At 69.6% G+C, this 15,016-nt stretch carries 14 protein-coding genes; 8 read left to right on the plus strand and 6 right to left on the minus strand.

The features are described from left to right. The first annotated feature begins 171 nt into the window (after window positions 1-171). The 5 genes from VGJ14_20470 (at window position 172) to VGJ14_20490 (ending at window position 5,848) form a co-directional block, all read left to right on the plus strand. Window positions 172-1,254 carry a hypothetical protein gene (locus VGJ14_20470; protein ID HEY2834802.1) on the plus strand — a complete coding sequence of 361 codons (1,083 nt, stop codon included), beginning with the start codon at window positions 172-174 and terminating at the stop codon, window positions 1,252-1,254. A 281-nt stretch (window positions 1,255-1,535) separates the two neighbouring features. Continuing rightward, window positions 1,536-2,780 (plus strand): hypothetical protein, encoded by a 1,245-nt coding sequence (locus VGJ14_20475; GenBank protein ID HEY2834803.1) that lies wholly within the window; start codon window positions 1,536-1,538, stop codon window positions 2,778-2,780. Between the two features lie 244 nt (window positions 2,781-3,024). Then, the gene (locus VGJ14_20480) at window positions 3,025-3,327 is read left to right on the plus strand and encodes a metal-sensitive transcriptional regulator (GenBank protein HEY2834804.1); all 303 of its coding nucleotides are present in this window, start codon (window positions 3,025-3,027) and stop codon (window positions 3,325-3,327) included. Window positions 3,328-3,358: 31 nt separating this feature from the next. Continuing rightward, window positions 3,359-3,556: a heavy-metal-associated domain-containing protein gene (locus VGJ14_20485; protein HEY2834805.1), complete on the plus strand. Its 198-nt coding sequence runs from the start codon at window positions 3,359-3,361 to the stop codon at window positions 3,554-3,556. Window positions 3,557-3,559: 3 nt separating this feature from the next. Beyond that, entirely contained in the window at window positions 3,560-5,848 is a 2,289-nt protein-coding gene (locus tag VGJ14_20490) for a heavy metal translocating P-type ATPase (protein HEY2834806.1), read from the plus strand. A gap of 3 nt (window positions 5,849-5,851) precedes the next feature. Here VGJ14_20490 and VGJ14_20495 read toward each other — a convergent pair whose 3' ends face one another. The 3 genes from VGJ14_20495 to VGJ14_20505 all read right to left on the minus strand — a co-directional run bounded on the left by VGJ14_20495 (window position 5,852) and on the right by VGJ14_20505 (window position 8,549). Further along, on the minus strand, window positions 5,852-6,520 hold the full coding sequence (locus VGJ14_20495) for a class F sortase (GenBank protein HEY2834807.1): 669 nt from the start codon (window positions 6,518-6,520) through the stop codon (window positions 5,852-5,854). A gap of 17 nt (window positions 6,521-6,537) precedes the next feature. Further along, window positions 6,538-7,290 (minus strand): YcnI family protein, encoded by a 753-nt coding sequence (locus VGJ14_20500; GenBank protein ID HEY2834808.1) that lies wholly within the window; start codon window positions 7,288-7,290, stop codon window positions 6,538-6,540. Between the two features lie 131 nt (window positions 7,291-7,421). After that, complete coding sequence (locus VGJ14_20505; GenBank protein HEY2834809.1) at window positions 7,422-8,549, minus strand: globin domain-containing protein; 1,128 nt, start codon at window positions 8,547-8,549, stop codon at window positions 7,422-7,424. Window positions 8,550-8,730: 181 nt separating this feature from the next. Between VGJ14_20505 and VGJ14_20510 the strand changes: the two genes are divergently transcribed. Continuing rightward, window positions 8,731-10,209, plus strand: a complete 1,479-nt coding sequence (locus tag VGJ14_20510; GenBank protein ID HEY2834810.1) for a wax ester/triacylglycerol synthase family O-acyltransferase — start codon at window positions 8,731-8,733, stop codon at window positions 10,207-10,209. On the opposite strand, the gene VGJ14_20515 is transcribed toward VGJ14_20510, so the two are convergent. Next, window positions 10,183-11,070 (minus strand): alpha/beta fold hydrolase, encoded by an 888-nt coding sequence (locus VGJ14_20515; protein ID HEY2834811.1) that lies wholly within the window; start codon window positions 11,068-11,070, stop codon window positions 10,183-10,185. The genes VGJ14_20510 and VGJ14_20515 overlap by 27 nt on opposite strands. Before the next feature lie 170 nt (window positions 11,071-11,240). Between VGJ14_20515 and VGJ14_20520 the strand changes: the two genes are divergently transcribed. Together VGJ14_20520 and VGJ14_20525 are read left to right on the plus strand one after the other, a co-directional pair. Next, window positions 11,241-12,098: an alpha/beta fold hydrolase gene (locus VGJ14_20520; protein ID HEY2834812.1), complete on the plus strand. Its 858-nt coding sequence runs from the start codon at window positions 11,241-11,243 to the stop codon at window positions 12,096-12,098. 103 nt (window positions 12,099-12,201) lie between these two features. Continuing rightward, a complete protein-coding gene (locus VGJ14_20525) occupies window positions 12,202-14,001 on the plus strand; it encodes a M4 family metallopeptidase (GenBank protein HEY2834813.1) in 1,800 nt (599 codons plus the stop codon). Here VGJ14_20525 and VGJ14_20530 read toward each other — a convergent pair. After that, the gene (locus VGJ14_20530) at window positions 13,998-14,624 is read right to left on the minus strand and encodes an SRPBCC family protein (GenBank protein ID HEY2834814.1); all 627 of its coding nucleotides are present in this window, start codon (window positions 14,622-14,624) and stop codon (window positions 13,998-14,000) included. The two genes, VGJ14_20525 and VGJ14_20530, sit on opposite strands and share 4 nt — an antisense overlap. Before the next feature lie 33 nt (window positions 14,625-14,657). Next, window positions 14,658-15,016 (minus strand): xanthine dehydrogenase family protein subunit M (locus VGJ14_20535; protein HEY2834815.1); only part of this gene is annotated, 359 nt, incomplete at its 5' end.

The raw sequence follows: 15,016 nt of genomic DNA on the forward strand, positions 1-15,016 counted from the left end.
AATCCAGGTTTCTTTCAGGGTTTATCCATCTTTTTCACCCCAAATTAACCGGTGAATTCTGAAACGTGCGACCCCCTCGTTGCGATGCACGAATCAAGGGGGCAAATCCGCTTGAATGGGCGAAAACGCCCTCGCCGGAAATTCAAACTGACCGAAATCAGGAGCACACCCGTGTCCAACCGCATGCAGCGCAGCCCCGCCCGGGCGGCCGCCCTCGCCGGTTCGATGGTGCTGATGGGCGCCATGACCGCGCCCGCCCACGCCGCCGATGCAGGCACCAGTCCCAAGTCCGGCTTCGACTGGACCAATGCCAGCTACATCCTCACCGTCCGGTCCGGCGGTATCGAGTTCTACGACCAGATTCCGCGTGATCTGCAGCAGGACGTCGGCTACAGCTTTGTGGAGCTGACGCACGACATCGGCCAGGATCAGGGCCAGTGCGAGTCCTGGGGCGCCGGCTACTGGCTGGGCCAGGAGGTCGAGGAGGGCGTGCTCGGCGCCGGCGCCGCACCGCCCGATGCCGGCGATGTCTCCGGTGGGTACCGCAACCCGACCACCTCGCGGCAGGTCCGCCCGAACCTGTCGGCCGGACAGAGCCAGTCCGACCGGCACCCGGCCGTGCACAACTACTTCCCGCCGGGTAACGACGTCTACGCGTTCAACCCCGAGGGTCCCGGCTACAAGTGGACCGCCACCTGCGACAACGACGTCAAGGGTCAGAGCCAGGGCGACGTGACGAACGCCGGCGGCGTGCAGGCGGCCGGCAGCACCTCGCAGGCCGTGCTGGACAAGACCACCGGTGTGTACACCGCCACGAGCCGCTCCTACGTCTTCGGCATCGAGGGCGCCACCGGCTTCGACAGCGCGTCGTCGTTCATGCAGATCACCAACCGTCCGAACTCCAACGCGACGATCACCTACCGGATGAGCTACTTCAACTCCGGTGGCCTGGACAAATCCGGCACCAACGGGGTCACCTTCGGCGGCACCGACGTCCCGGTGCAGGAGTTCGCCGACCAGTTCAACAACAACGCGAAGACCTTCTCGTCATCACTGTCCGCGGTCGGCCCGGCGGGGGCGGGCACGCTGCAGCCCGAGGTGGGCGTGTCCACCGACGGCGGCCGTTACTCGATCACCATCTCCGCCGGTCACGGCCACCTCGGCTTCAATGCTCGGCAGGGCGGCTTGGGCGAGGACCAGGGCGCACGGTTCGGCTCGATCACCTTCCAGGGGGTCTACGGCCAGGCCAGTTGAATTCCCACCGGCGCAGTTCGCGACACGCCCGATTTGGGACAGTGACCTGTGCCGGTTTCGACCGTTGTGTATTAGGGAGCGATTGGAATGTCCCGATTCGATCGGTCCTGCAACACAACGTGATGATCTGCCCGTCCGTTAGTTACACTCCGTAGTGTTAGCAGGCTCATCTGGACGCGCCGCCGGAACGGTGCAACGTTCGGACAGATCCGACCGATAGGGCTAACAGGTTCATACCCCGCCACACCCGTACCGGGATCCCCCACGCAGGAGCCATCACAGTGTCGAACAGCATCCAGACCAGAGTCCTCCCCTGGGCCAGCGCAGCCGGAGCCCTGGTACTCGTCGCGGGCACCATCGCCGCTCAGGCGGGCGCGGGAGCGGCCTCGGTTCCGTCCGCCGATTCGACCACCCCCGCGGCCAACTCGCACGGTGTGCCGCTCTCCGTTGCCAAGGCGATGAACACCCAGCTCGCCGGGTTGGTCAAGCACCAGCAGAGCGCCCCCACCGCGGTCACCAAGGCGGCCCCCGCGGCCCCGGTCGCCACCACCGCGGACAAGAAGTCCGCGAAGTACGACTGGGAGAACTCCTCCTACATCTTCGACATCCGCTCCGCGGGCATCGAGTACTACGACAAGATCCCGCGCGACCTGCAGCAGGACCAGGGCTTCAGCTTCGTCGAGTTGACCCACGACCTCGGCCAGGACCAGGGCCGATGTGAGGCCTGGGGCGCCGCCTACTGGCTCGGCCAGGAGGTCGAGGAGGGCGTGCTCGGCTTCGGGGCCGCGCCGCCGGACGCCGGCAACGTCTCCGGTGGCTACCACAACCCGACCACCTCGCGTCAGGTCCGCCCGAACCTGTCGGCCGGACAGAGCGAATCCGACCGGCACCCCGCGGTCGTGAACTACTTCCCGCCGGGTAACGACCTGTACGCGATGAACCCCGACGGCCCCGGCTACAAGTGGACCGCCGCCTGCGATAACGACGTCAAGGGCCAGGGTCAGGGCGACGACCTCAACATCGCGGGCTTCCAGTCGATCGGCAGCACGGCGGAGGCCTCGCTCGACAAGGTCACCGGTGTCTACGTCGGCACCAGCCGTGCATACTTCTTCGGGCTCGAGGGCGCGAGCGGCTTCGACAGCGGCTCGTCGTTCATGCAGATCACGAACCACCCGAACTCCGACGCCACCATCACCTACCGGATGAGCTACTTCAACTCCGGTGACAACAACAGCAAGAACGGCATCACGTTCGGCGGCACTGACGTGCCGGTCGAGGACTTCGCCAAGCAGTTCAACGACCAGGCCCAGTCCGGCTCCACCGCGATGGCCCCGGTGGGACCGGCGGGTGCGGCCACCCTCGCGCCCGAGGTCGGTGTGTCCACCGATGGTGACCGCTACTCGATCACCATCTCGGCCGGTCATGGCCACCTCGGCTTCGCCGCCCGTGATGGCGGCCTGGGCCAGGACCAGGGCGCGCGGATCGGGTCGGTCACCTTCTCGGGTGTCTACGGCAACGGCAACTGAAGCTGCGCAGCACCGTACGGAGCCGGTCCCCTTCGGGGGCCGGCTTCGTCGTTGACGGCGGAGGCACTCCGCGGCGGAACCAGCCGTCGCGTTCTGACGACTCGTGGGGAGGCGGGCCGCTCCGGCCGACCTTCGGCGCAAGATACCACCAGGGGGTATCATGGAGTCCATGACGCCGACGGTTGAGCCGCACGACGCGCTGCCGCAGACGCAGGTGCGTCCCAGCGACGTGGCGCCGAGGGCGATCGAGCCCCCCGGCGAGCACAGCCGGGGCTACACCGCGGACAAGGAGGTCTACCTCAAGCGGCTGCGCCGGATCGAGGGCCAGATCCGCGGTCTGCAACGCATGGTGACCGAGGACGCCTACTGCATCGACGTGCTGACCCAGGTGTCCGCGGCCACCAAGGCACTGCAGTCGGTCGCGCTCGGCCTGCTCGAGGAGCATCTCGGTCACTGCGTCGGCCATGCCGTGGACCACGGCGAGGCCGCCATGGAGGCCAAGGTCAAGGAAGCCGCCGAAGCCATCGCCCGCTTGGTCCGCTCGTAACCCCACCAAAGCACCGAGGAGAGTCGAACCCGTGAGCACCGTGTATTCGGTTCCCGGCATGACCTGCCAGCACTGCGTCGCCGCGATCACCAGCGAGGTCGGTCAGGTGCCCGGTGTGCAATCGGTGGTCGTCGACCTGGAGGCCAAGACCGTCACCGTGGACGCACCCTCGGTGGACGACGCCGCGCTGCGCGCCGCGATCGACGAAGCCGGATACGCGGTGGCCTGAGCCATGTTCCAGCGGGCGAGCGCTCCCCCGGAATCCGGCCGAACGGCACCGGGCTCCGGGACGCAGGTCGAACTCGCCGTCGGCGGGATGACCTGCGCGGCGTGCGCCGCGCGCATCGAGAAGAAGCTGAATCGACTCGACGGAGTCACCGCGGCGGTCAATTACGCCAACCGGACCGCGTCCGTGGACTACGACCCGGCGCTGGTCAGCCCGGACGAGCTGATCTTCACCGTGGCCCGCATTGGTTACTCCGCGGCGCTGCCGGCCGAGGACACCACCAAGGCGTTGGACGCCGAGGAGGCTCGCACCCAGCGCGATCTGCTCGTCCGGCTCCTGCTGGCCGTGCCGTTGAGCATCGCGGTGGTCGTTCTCGGCATGCGCGACGGGTTCTCCGTACAACACCTGGGCCATGGCATGCACGACACGCACGGCACCGCTGGGACCTTGCGCTGGGTGTCCCTGTGGCTGACCACGCCCGTGGTGGCGTTCTGCGGCTTCCCGTTCCACCGCGCCGCGTTGCGGAATCTTCGGCACCGCGCCGCGACCATGGACACGTTGGTCTCCATGGGCACGGTGGCCGCATACCTGTGGTCGGTGTGGGCGGTGATCAGCGGCCGCAGCGAGGTGTACTTCGAGGCGGCGGCCGCGGTCACCACGTTTTTGCTGTTCGGCCGGTGGGCCGAGGCGCGCTCGCGGCGACGGGCCGGTGCCGCCATGCGCGAGTTGTTCGCGCTGGGCGCCAAGGAAGTCACCCTGCTCAACGAGAACGGCACCGAATGTCAGGTGGACGTCAGCCGGCTACGCGAGGGCGACCTGTTCGTGGTGCGGCCGGGCGAGAAGGTCGCGACCGACGGAGTCATCGAGCGTGGTGTGTCCGCGCTGGACCTGTCGATGATCACCGGTGAGAGCGTGCCGGTGGAACGCGGGCCGGGCGAGGAGGTGATCGGTGCCTCGATCAACGCCAACGGCCGGCTGGTGGTGCGGGCAACCCGGATCGGCTCGGCCACCGCGCTGGCCCAGATCGCCCGTCTGGTCGCCGAAGCACAGTCCGGCAAGGCCGACGTGCAACGGCTGGCGGACCGGGTGGCGGGCATCTTCGTGCCGGTCGTGCTCGGCCTGGCGCTGATCACCCTGACCGCGTGGCTGGCCATCACCGGCAACGTCGATGACGCATTCACCGCCACCGTTGCGGTGCTGATCATCGCCTGCCCGTGCGCGCTCGGCCTGGCCACGCCGACCGCGTTGATGGTGGGCACCGGGCGCGGCGCCCAACTGGGTCTGTTGATCCGCGGCCCCGAGGTGCTGGAGCGCACCCAGCGGCTGGACGTCATCGTGCTGGACAAGACCGGCACGGTGACCACCGGGAAAATGAGCGTGCATCAGGTGACCGTGCCGCCCGGCGCCGACCTCGACGAGGCGCTGCGCCTGGTCGGCGCCGCCGAGCACGCCTCCGAGCATCCCATCGCGCAGGCAATCGCCGGCTACGCGGCGGCCCGCGCGGAGTTGCCGGACGCCGGCAAGTTCCGCGCGGTGTCCGGACTGGGCGTGATCGCCGAGGTCGAGGGACGCACCGTGGTGGTGGGCCGGCCGGGACTGCTCACCGAGCAGGGCCTGCACATCGACGCCGACCTACAGCGCGCGCTCGACGAGGCGGCGGCCGTCGGGCACACCGCGGTACTGGGCGGCTGGGACGGTGCGGCCCGCGTCGCGGTGGCGGTCGGCGACACCGTCAAGGAAAACGCGGCCGAGGCGATCGCAAGCATGCGCTCGCTCGGGCTCACCCCGTGGCTGGTCACCGGGGACAGCCGGGCGGCGGCACTGGCCACCGCGCGCATCGTCGGCATCGACGCCGAACACGTGGTCGCCGAGGTGCTGCCGCAGGACAAGGTCGACGTGGTGCGTCGGTTGCGTGCGGAGGGCCGGGCGGCCCGGCTGCGCGGGCGCAAGCACACCGTGGCCATGGTGGGCGACGGGGTCAACGACGCGGCAGCGCTGGCCGAGGCCGACCTCGGGTTGGCCATGGGCACCGGCACCGACGTGGCCATCCAGGCCGGTGACCTGACCTTGGTGCGCGGCGATCTGTCCGCGGCGCCGGACGCTATCCGGCTGGCCCGGCGCACGTTGGGCACCATCAAGATGAACCTGTTCTGGGCCTTCGCCTACAACGTCGCGGCGATCCCGTTGGCCGCGAGCGGCCGGCTGAATCCGATGGTCGCGGGCGCCGCGATGGCCATGTCCAGCTTCTTCGTGGTGAGCAACAGCCTGCGGCTGCGCCGCTTCACCCCGTCCTGAACGTCAGTCGACGCCGGGCCCGGGCGCGGGCACCGCGTACACCACCAGGTTGTACAGGTAGCGGTGCGTAGCGCGGTCGAACACACCGCCGCAGGTGATGAGGGCCAACCTGGGCGTGGCCTGTTGGGCGAACACACCGGTGTCGGCGAGATTGGCCGAGGGGTACTCCCCCACCTCGGTCACCGCCCATTCGGTGTGGGTGCCGGCCGCGTCGGTGAGCGCGACGGTGTCTCCCGGTTGCAGCCGGCGCAGGTTCACGAAGAAGCCCTCGCCGTAGCGCTCGGAGTCGACGTGGCCGTCGATAACCACCGTGCCGGTCCCGGCCGCGGGCGCGGCACTGCCGGCCCACCAGCCCAACCGGTTCGGGTCGTCCGGAATGGCCAGGTCACCCTCTGGCCAGACGCCGACCGGATCGATCGATGCGGTGATGCCGTCGCCGAACGGCAGCGCAAGTGCGGTCGGTGCGGGACCGGCCAGATTCACCGGTGCGAGCACCGGCGCCGCGGAGCCGCTGGACGAGGCGATGTCGCGCATAGCCACCAGCCGCGGCTGGGGGAAGGCCAGCGGCAGGGACAGCACGCCGGCCGTGCCGACGCTGAGCAGCCCGGCCGTCAGCAACCCGTGTACCCACCCGGGCCGGCGTCGGCCGGCGGGGTGGGTCTCGGGGGTCATCGCCGGAGGCGAATCGATCAATGCCGGATCAGTCGGCGCGCACCGTAGGCAGCGGCTGCTAGACCGGCCAGCACGAACGGCAGCGGCGCTACCGGGATGCTGCGGTCGTTCGCGGCCTGGCCGCCGGTGCCCGCCTCGACGCTCGTCGGCGAGCTGGTCGAGGACGAGCTGCTCGAGGACGACGAGGTCGCCGCGGGTGTGGCGGTGGCGGCCGTCATGGTCCCCATCTTGTTCATCTCGGACATCGATCCGCTCGAACTCGAACCTGACGAGGTCGACGACGCGCTGTACTGATCGTGGTCACTGTCGTTGTCGACCTTGTTCGGATTGCTCAGGTCGAGGGTGGGGGCCGGGTGTGCGGGCTCCGGGGCGCCGGGCGCGGCCTGCTCGATCCAGCGCACCACGTTGCCGTCGCTGTAGGTCTGCAGCGCCTTGAAGACGACCGTGCCGCTGCTCGGCAGCTTGCCGACCCGGACCGGGAATTCCTCGTCGTTGTCCCCGGTGATCTGGCCGCCGGAGAAGACGATCGAGGTGCTGGTGACATCCGCCTTCCACCCGGACGGGGCCGTAGCGCTGACGTCGCTCAGCGGGGTGTCCGTGGGCAGGTCGATCTCGATCTTGGTGGTGCTGGCGTTGGCCTCTTCGTTGGGCACCTGGAAGATCAGGGTGCCACTGCCGCCGGGTTTGGCGTCCGCACTGTGCACGGTGACATGCGCGGCGGCCCCACCGGCGGCGGCGAGTACCAGCGCCGCAGCGCCCGACACGGCCACGGCGGCCCGGGTCGGCCAACGACGGTTGACGGAAATCGAACGGGCTTGGGTGCAACGGGGGGTGTTTCGCATGGGACTTCCTCGCCTCCGACCAGGAACAACCTGAACGTGGCGGTACCCCGGCCGACGAGTTACATGTACAGGTGATCACCGAAGGTGTCGAATTTGATGCGGGACAGCGAGATATCCCGATTCAGCGCCCGGTCGATCGTGCCGCGCACCATCTCCGGTGAACCGGCGATGTAGATGTCGTGGTCGGCCCAGTCGCCGTGGCCGAAGGCCACATCGGCGATCAGGCCCTGCTCGCCGGAATATCGGTCGTCCTCGGAAACCGCGGCGACCACGGTCAGCCAGCTGTGCTGGCGAGCCAGTTCCTGCATCGCGGGCAGGTCGTAGAGATCCTCGGGCCGACGGCCGCCGATGAACAGGTGCACCCGGCGGTACCAGTTCCACTTGGCCATGTCCTCGACGATCGCCTTCATCGGCGCCAGCCCGGTGCCGCCGGCAATCAGCACCAGATCCCGGGTCGAGGTGCGGTCGGCGACCATCGTGCCGGTGGCGTGGCCCAACCGAATGACGTCGGCCGGGCGGGCGTGGTTCACCAACGCGTAGCTCACCCAACCGGCCGGGATGGCGCGCACGTGCAGTTCGAACAGGTTGTCCTCGCGCTGCGCGTTGGCCATGGAGAACCAGCGCCACACCCGCGGCCACCAGGGCGTCTCCACCGAGACGTACTGGCCGGCCTCGTAGGGGAAGGGCTGGTCGGGGCGGATGGTGAGCACCGCCAGGTCACGGGCGCGCAGCTCGTGGGAGACGATCTCGGCCAGCCACCAGTCCGGGGTGTCCAGCGCGGCTCGGCGCGCGGCCTCGATCATCGCCTGCGCGGCAAGGCTGTAGGCGCCCACCCAGGCAGATTCGATGTCCACGGTCCAGGCCTCGCCGGAGTACCGCTTGAGCGCGGCGATCAACGCGCGCCCGACGGCCTCGTAGTGCGCAGGCTTGGCGCCGAACTTGCGGTGATCGCGACCGAGCTGCTCGAGGAAGTTGTCCAGGAAATCCGGGCGGTCGGCGCTCTGCACGATGCGCACCAGGGCGCCGAAGAAGCGTTCGCGCTGTTGGTCCATCGCGGGCGGGAACATCTCGCGCACGCCGGGGTTCTCGATGAACAGCCGGGAGTAGAAATAGTTCGCCATCTTGTCGGCGACCGGCTCGACAAGGTCGAAGCTCTCCTTGATCAGGCGCGATTCCAACACGGCCATCTCAGCTCGGACCCTCTCCTCCAACAACGGGCAGAGACCTGCCACAGCGTCTCGACGATACCCCGGTGAGCGTGGCGAGCTGCGCGTTTGCGCCGTTCGGGCAGCCGTCCCACCTGCACCGATGCCCCGGGATGCGGACGAATCGGGCATGCTGGGTGCCCCGCGGCGAGCACGGAGCGGCATGGACCAACTCAACGCCCTCGACCAGCAATTCCTGGCCGTGGAGAACGCCACACACACCGGACACGTGGCCGGGGTGTACCTGCTCGATCCCAGCGCGCTACCCGCCGCAGCGGTGTCGCTGGCCGATCTGCGGGCGGTGGTCGGCGAGCGCCTGCACTTGATGCCGCCGCTGTGTCGGCGCCTGGTCGAGGTGCCCTGGGGCCTGGATCGTCCGTACTGGATCCGGGCCGAGCCCAACCTGGCCGAGCATGTGCACCAGCACACCGTCGACCCACCCGGCGACGAGCGGGCGCTGACCGCGTTGATCGCCGCCCTGCACTCACGCGCGCTCAATCGTGAACGTCCGCTGTGGGAGTTGCACCTCATCCACGGCCTGGCCGACGGCGCGCAGGCGGTCTACGGGAAGGTGCATCACGCCACCGTCGACGGGATGTCCGCCGGCGCGCTGCTCGGCAGACTGCTGGACCGCACCCCACCGGGCCCGGAGGCGGCTGCGCCGACCCCCGGCCCGGCGGGTCCCACCGAGCCGCCGCCGCGGCGACGCGAGCTGCTGCGCCGCGGGCTGGGCAACCTGGCCACCCACCCCGGCCGCGCGCTGCGTTCGGTGCCCCGATTACTGCCGCACTTCGACGATCTGCCGGGAGCCAATCGCATCGCCGGGTCCACCCGCATCGCTGAGGTGGCCGACCGCGCGGCGCGGTTCGTGAAGCTGCCCGGCAGACCCGCCGACCTGCCCGCCCGCCGCCGCCTGCGGGTACCGCCCACCCCGTTCAACGCCCCGATCAGTGCCCGACGGGTGGTGGCGTTCTCCTCGGTGCCGGTGCGGGAGATCCGCGCCGCTCGCGCGGCGTACGGCTGCAGCGACAACGACGTGGTGCTCGCAATGTGCGCCGACGTGCTGCGCACCTGGCTGATCGCGCATGACGCGCTGCCGGACCGACCTCTGGTCGTGGGCGTTCCGGTCTCGTTGCGCGGCCGGGCATCGGACGCGACGCAGGGCGGCAACCAGATCTCGATGATGATCGCCCCGTTGCCGACCGACCTGGCGGACCCGGCCGAGCGACTGCGGGCGGTCGCCGAGGCGATGTTGGTGGCCAAACGGCGGCAGACCGCGATGCCCGAGGACTGGCTGGCCGACATCACCGACCTGGTGCCCGCGATGTTCACCGGCTTGACCGCCCGCGCTGTGGGGCGGGTGCTGCACGGGGCCGGCCGGCACCCGGTGAACCTGTTGATCTCTTCGGTGCCGGGCCCGCACATCCCGCTGTATCTGGCCGGGGCGCGGATGGTCGCCCACTACCCGGTGTCCGCGATCTCCGACGCTCTGGGCGGGCTGAACATCACCGTGGTCGGGCACGACGGCGATCTGGACTTCGGTTTCGTCGCCTGTCCGCGGCTGGTGCCCGACCCGGCGGAGCTCGCCGACCGGGTGCCACTGGCGCTGGCCGACCTACTGGCCGCTGCTCCGGGCCAGTGACGCGGTGCGGGTGATCGCGTCCCACAACACCGGCCACAGCTCCATCGGCATGTCGTGGCCCATGCCGGGCACCAACACCAACTCGGCTCCCGGAATCGCCCGCGCGGTCGCCTTGCCGCCGCTGACATGCACCAACGGATCGGCGGTGCCGTGGATGACAACCGTCGGCACGCGAATGCCGGCCAGCGCTGCGGTGCGATCCGGGGAGGCCACGATCGCGGCGATCTGCCGCATGGTGCCGGCCGGGTTCAGCCCGCGACGGTAGGTGCGTCGGGCGCGATCTGCCTGGCGGGGGACGGCGGTCGCCATAAACCGGGCCGAACCGATACGCCGGTAGCCGGCCACACTGCGCTCGACGTAGGCCTCCTCGCCGGGCGGCCAGGCGGCGAACATCCGGGCCAGGATTCGGGGCGCCACCCAGCCCACCTTGCGGGAACCGGTGGTGGACATCATCGAGGTCAGCGACAGCACCCGCTGCGGGGACTGGATGGCGATCTCCTGGGCGATCATCCCGCCCATGGACACCCCGACCACATGCGCGCCGGCGACCCCGAGGTGGTCCAGCAGCCCCACCGCGTCCGCGGCCATGTCCTCCAGCAGGTAGGGCGTCGCGGCGTCGCGGCGCAGCCACGAGGAGACCAGGCGCCCGGTGCCCGGCATCGCCTGGGACAGCCCGGCGTCGCGATTGTCGAACCGGATCACCCGGAACCCGCGGTCCACCAGGCCCTGGCAGAACTCGTCGTCCCACCAGATCAACGGACCGCCCAGGCCCATGATCAGCAGCACCACCGGGCGTTCGGGCTCGCCGAGTACCTCGTAGCACAGCCGGACGCCGTTGACGTCGGCGAAGCACTCCCCCACGGCTCCCCAGAATAGCTACGGAGTCGCACCCGGGTAATAACTGTCCGTGCCGGTATGATCACGTATTGCACACGAATGGCCGGTCCCATTTCGGTTAGACGTGACTTACTCTCGAACGAGTACCCCCCGTGGGCGCCCGCTCCACGGTCAGGGCACAGGAGCCCGCCGCGATGAAGATCGGTTCTCTACCGCTGCCGCATCTCTCGCTGCCCTGGCCGAACACCGAAACCCACCCGGCACTGTGCGCCGACGGGTTCACCCGGCCCAGCAGCGCCCGCGCGCTGCTCGACGAGCGGCGCGCGGTGCGCGAGATCGCCGCGCTGGTGCGCGACCCGGTGTTCCGCACCGGGGCGCCCGCAGGTGCCGGCCGCCCGGTCATGCTGATCCCGGGTTTCGGCACCGGCGACATGTCGCTGACCCTGCTGTCCCGCTGGTTGGCCCGCAACGGGTGGGCCACCGTGCCCTCCCGGGTGCACCTGAACATCGGTTGCGCCCGCCAGACCATGGAACACCTGGTGCGCCGCACCGAACTGGTGGCGCTGAGCCACGGCGCCCCGGTGACCCTGATCGGCCACAGCCTCGGCGGCGTCTTCGCCAAGGCCGTGGCCGTACGCCGGCCCGAGGTGGTGGCCGCGGTGGTGACGCTGGGCAGCCCGCTGCTGGCACCCACCGCCGCGCACCGCGTGCTGCTCGCCGACGTGGCCATGCTGACCGCGCTGAGCAGGTTCGGCGTCGGACGGCTGGGTGCGCGGCGCATCGGCACCGGTCGACCCGGCAGCAACTCCCTGATGGCCGCCGACTGTGTGCGCGGCGAATGCGCCCACGCCGCCTGGCAGGAACTCCATGCCCCGTTCCCCGGCCGGGTCGGGTTCACCTCGGTGTACTCGCGCAGCGACGGACTGATCGATTGGCACGCCTGCCTGGACCCGGCGGCCGAGGCGGTCGAGGTGGAGTCCAGCCACTGCGGCATGGCGGTGAATGCGGCGGTCTATCGGGCGCTCGCCGAGCGCCTCGAGGCCGCCGCATGAATCGGGGACTTTTACACAGATGCCACCGTGCGGACCTCACCAATGCGATAGGCATAACCCCTGCACCACATCGGCGCAGGTTCCAGCCGCCCGGGGGGTCCGCGTGAGAACTCCGTCCCGTCTGTTGGTCGGTGCGACCGCCATGGCGGGCCTGGCTGCCGGGGTCACGGCCACGGCGCCGGGCACTGCTCTGGCCGCGGCCGATGCGACCGGTGCCGACCCAGCCATCGTGCGCGACGCCCTGGCCGCGCTGCGGGACAACGCCGCTCGGTTGGGCTTCGACACCGACCGCAAGGGCGTGCAGGGCCTGGGCAAGCAGTACCGGGTCAGGGTCACCGACGTGCTGCGCGACGCCAACGGGGCCGAGCACGTCCGCATGGACCGCACCTTCGCTGGTCTGCCGGTACTCGGCGGCGACTTCGTGGTGCACCGCGCACCGGACGGCCGGTGGGTCGGCGCCAGCGCCACCCTGCACCGCTCCCTGGACGCGCTCGGCCTGTCCCCGGTCATCGGCCCGGCGGCGGCCCTGCTGGACGCCGCGGTCGACACCGCCACCGCCCTCGCGGCGCCCCTCGGTGCCCCGGCTCTGGTGATCGACGCCCGGCACGGCGCGCCCGCGTTGGCCTGGGATGTGCAGACCGTCGGTACCCAACCGGACGGCACCCCCAGCCATCTGCACAGCTACGTCGACGCGGTGACCGGCGCGGTGCGCTTCCGGGACGAGACCGTGCAGACCCTGCGCGAGACCGGTGCGCCGAACAACGACGGGGCGGCTACCAACAGCACGGCGGACCATGTCCCGAGCGAGTTCGTGCGCAGCGCGGGGGCCGCCACCGCGAACGGCAAGGGTCGCTCCCTCTACGCCGGCGAGGTCCCGCTGCGCACCTCGTCCCTGAACAACGTGTTCGCGCTCAAGGACCTCACCCGCGGCGGCGGATACATCGGGGATGCCGAGGACACTGCGGACAACTGCCTGTCGGTGGGCCTGCCGATCTGCACGTCGAACGCGCCGAGCAAGTTGTTCACCGACGACGACAACAGCTGGGGCGACGGCACCCAGGCCAGCCGGCAGACGGTCGCGGTGGACGCCCAATACGGCAGCAACACGACGTGGGATTTCTACAAGAACGTGTTCAAGCGGTCCGGGGTGGCCAACGACGGCGTCGGTGTTTACAGCCGCGTGCACTACGGCCGCCACTACGCGAACGCGTTCTGGAGCGACGACTGTCAGTGCATGACCTACGGCGACGGTGACGGCAAGCTGATCGGCCCGTTGGTTTCCCTTGACATCACCGGGCACGAGATCACCCACGGCGTCACCTCACGCACCGCGAAGCTCGGTAATGACGGGGAGTCAGGTGGTCTGAACGAGGCCAACAGCGACATCTTCGGCACGATGATCGAGTTCTACGCGCACAACGCCAAGGACGTCGGCGACTACCTGATCGGCGAGACCTCCTTCGTCCACGCCAAGGACAAGGATGGTAAGTACAACGCGATCCGCTATATGGACGAGCCCAGCCGGGACAAGTCCTCCCCGGATTGTTGGAACAACGCACTCGGCCAACTCGACGTCCACCTGTCGGCGGGCGTCGGCGACCACTTCTTCTACCTGCTCTCCGAGGGCAGCGGGAAGAAGACCATCAATGGCATCCCCTACGACAGCTCGACCTGTGACGGTAAGGCCGTCAAGGGCATCGGCCGGGACGTGGCCGCCAAGATCTGGTACCAGGCATTGACCCGGTACTTCACCTCGGGCACCACCTACGCCACCGCGCGCGGGGCAGTGGCCAGGGCCGCCACGGACCTGTTCGGGGCGAACTCCAAGGAGTTGGCCGCGGTGAACGCGGCCTGGGACGCGGTGAACGTGCACGTGGACGACGAGCAGTCCCCGCTGTTCTAGCGGCGCCGAGCCCTGCGCACCCCGAGCAGCACGACCAGCAGGGCGACCACGGCAGCCACCGGTGCCAGCCGCTTGAGCACCGGGGTGCCGGAGACGCCGAGCAGGTCGATCGCCTCCGGCTCCGCCCGGCTCACCGGTGCGTCAGTGCTCGGTTGCGGCGCAGCCTGCTGCGGTTCAACTTTTGGGGAGATCTGCTCGGCCAAACAATCGGTGAACATCCCCAGCAGTTTGTTGCTGACGTCGACCATGACCCCGCGACCGAACTGCGCCGGACGCCCGGTGATGGCCAGGTCGGTGGCGACGGTGACCTGGGTTTCGTCCCCGGAACCCTTGAGCACGGCGGTGATGGTGGCCGCCGCCGTGCCCGCGCCCTTGGCCTCCTTGCCGGAGGCCTTGATCACCAGACGGCGGTTCTCCACATCCTTCTCGAGAAACCTCGCGGTGCCGCCGTAGGTGACCGTGATCGGACCGACCTTGACCTTCACCCGACCGTCGAATTCGTCGCCGCGTACCTCGTCGAGCACCGCGCCGGGCATGCACGGCGCGAGGCGTTCGACGTCGAGCAGCACATCCCAGGCCTGTTCGACAGGGACCGGAACAGTGAATTCGTGTTCGAGCTGCATGCCTGAATTTCCTCCTGAGCCTGAGCCGGAAGCCTAGGACAGACCGGCGGCCGCCTTGACCGCTCGGTGGGTGAGAACCCGCGCCAACTCCTCGCGGTAGTCGGCTTGTGCGTTCTGGTCCGAGGCCGGGCGAGTGCCCTGCGCAGCCAGTTGCGCCGCGCCGTGCACCGCCCGGTCGGTCGCCTCCGCGCCGGCCAGCGCCTGCTCGGTCGCCGAGGCCCGCAGGTGCGTGCTGCCCATGTTGGTCAGCGCTACCCGCGCCTCGGCGATGTGCCCGTTGTCCCGGCGCACGGCCGCGGCCACACCCACGATCGACCAGGCCTGGGCGACCCGGTTGAACTTCTCGTAGTGAGTGCCCCAGCCATCACCGAGCTTCGGCACCCGGATGGAGG

This window comes from Sporichthyaceae bacterium, from assembly GCA_036493475.1.
GTDB lineage: Bacteria > Actinomycetota > Actinomycetes > Sporichthyales > Sporichthyaceae > DASQPJ01.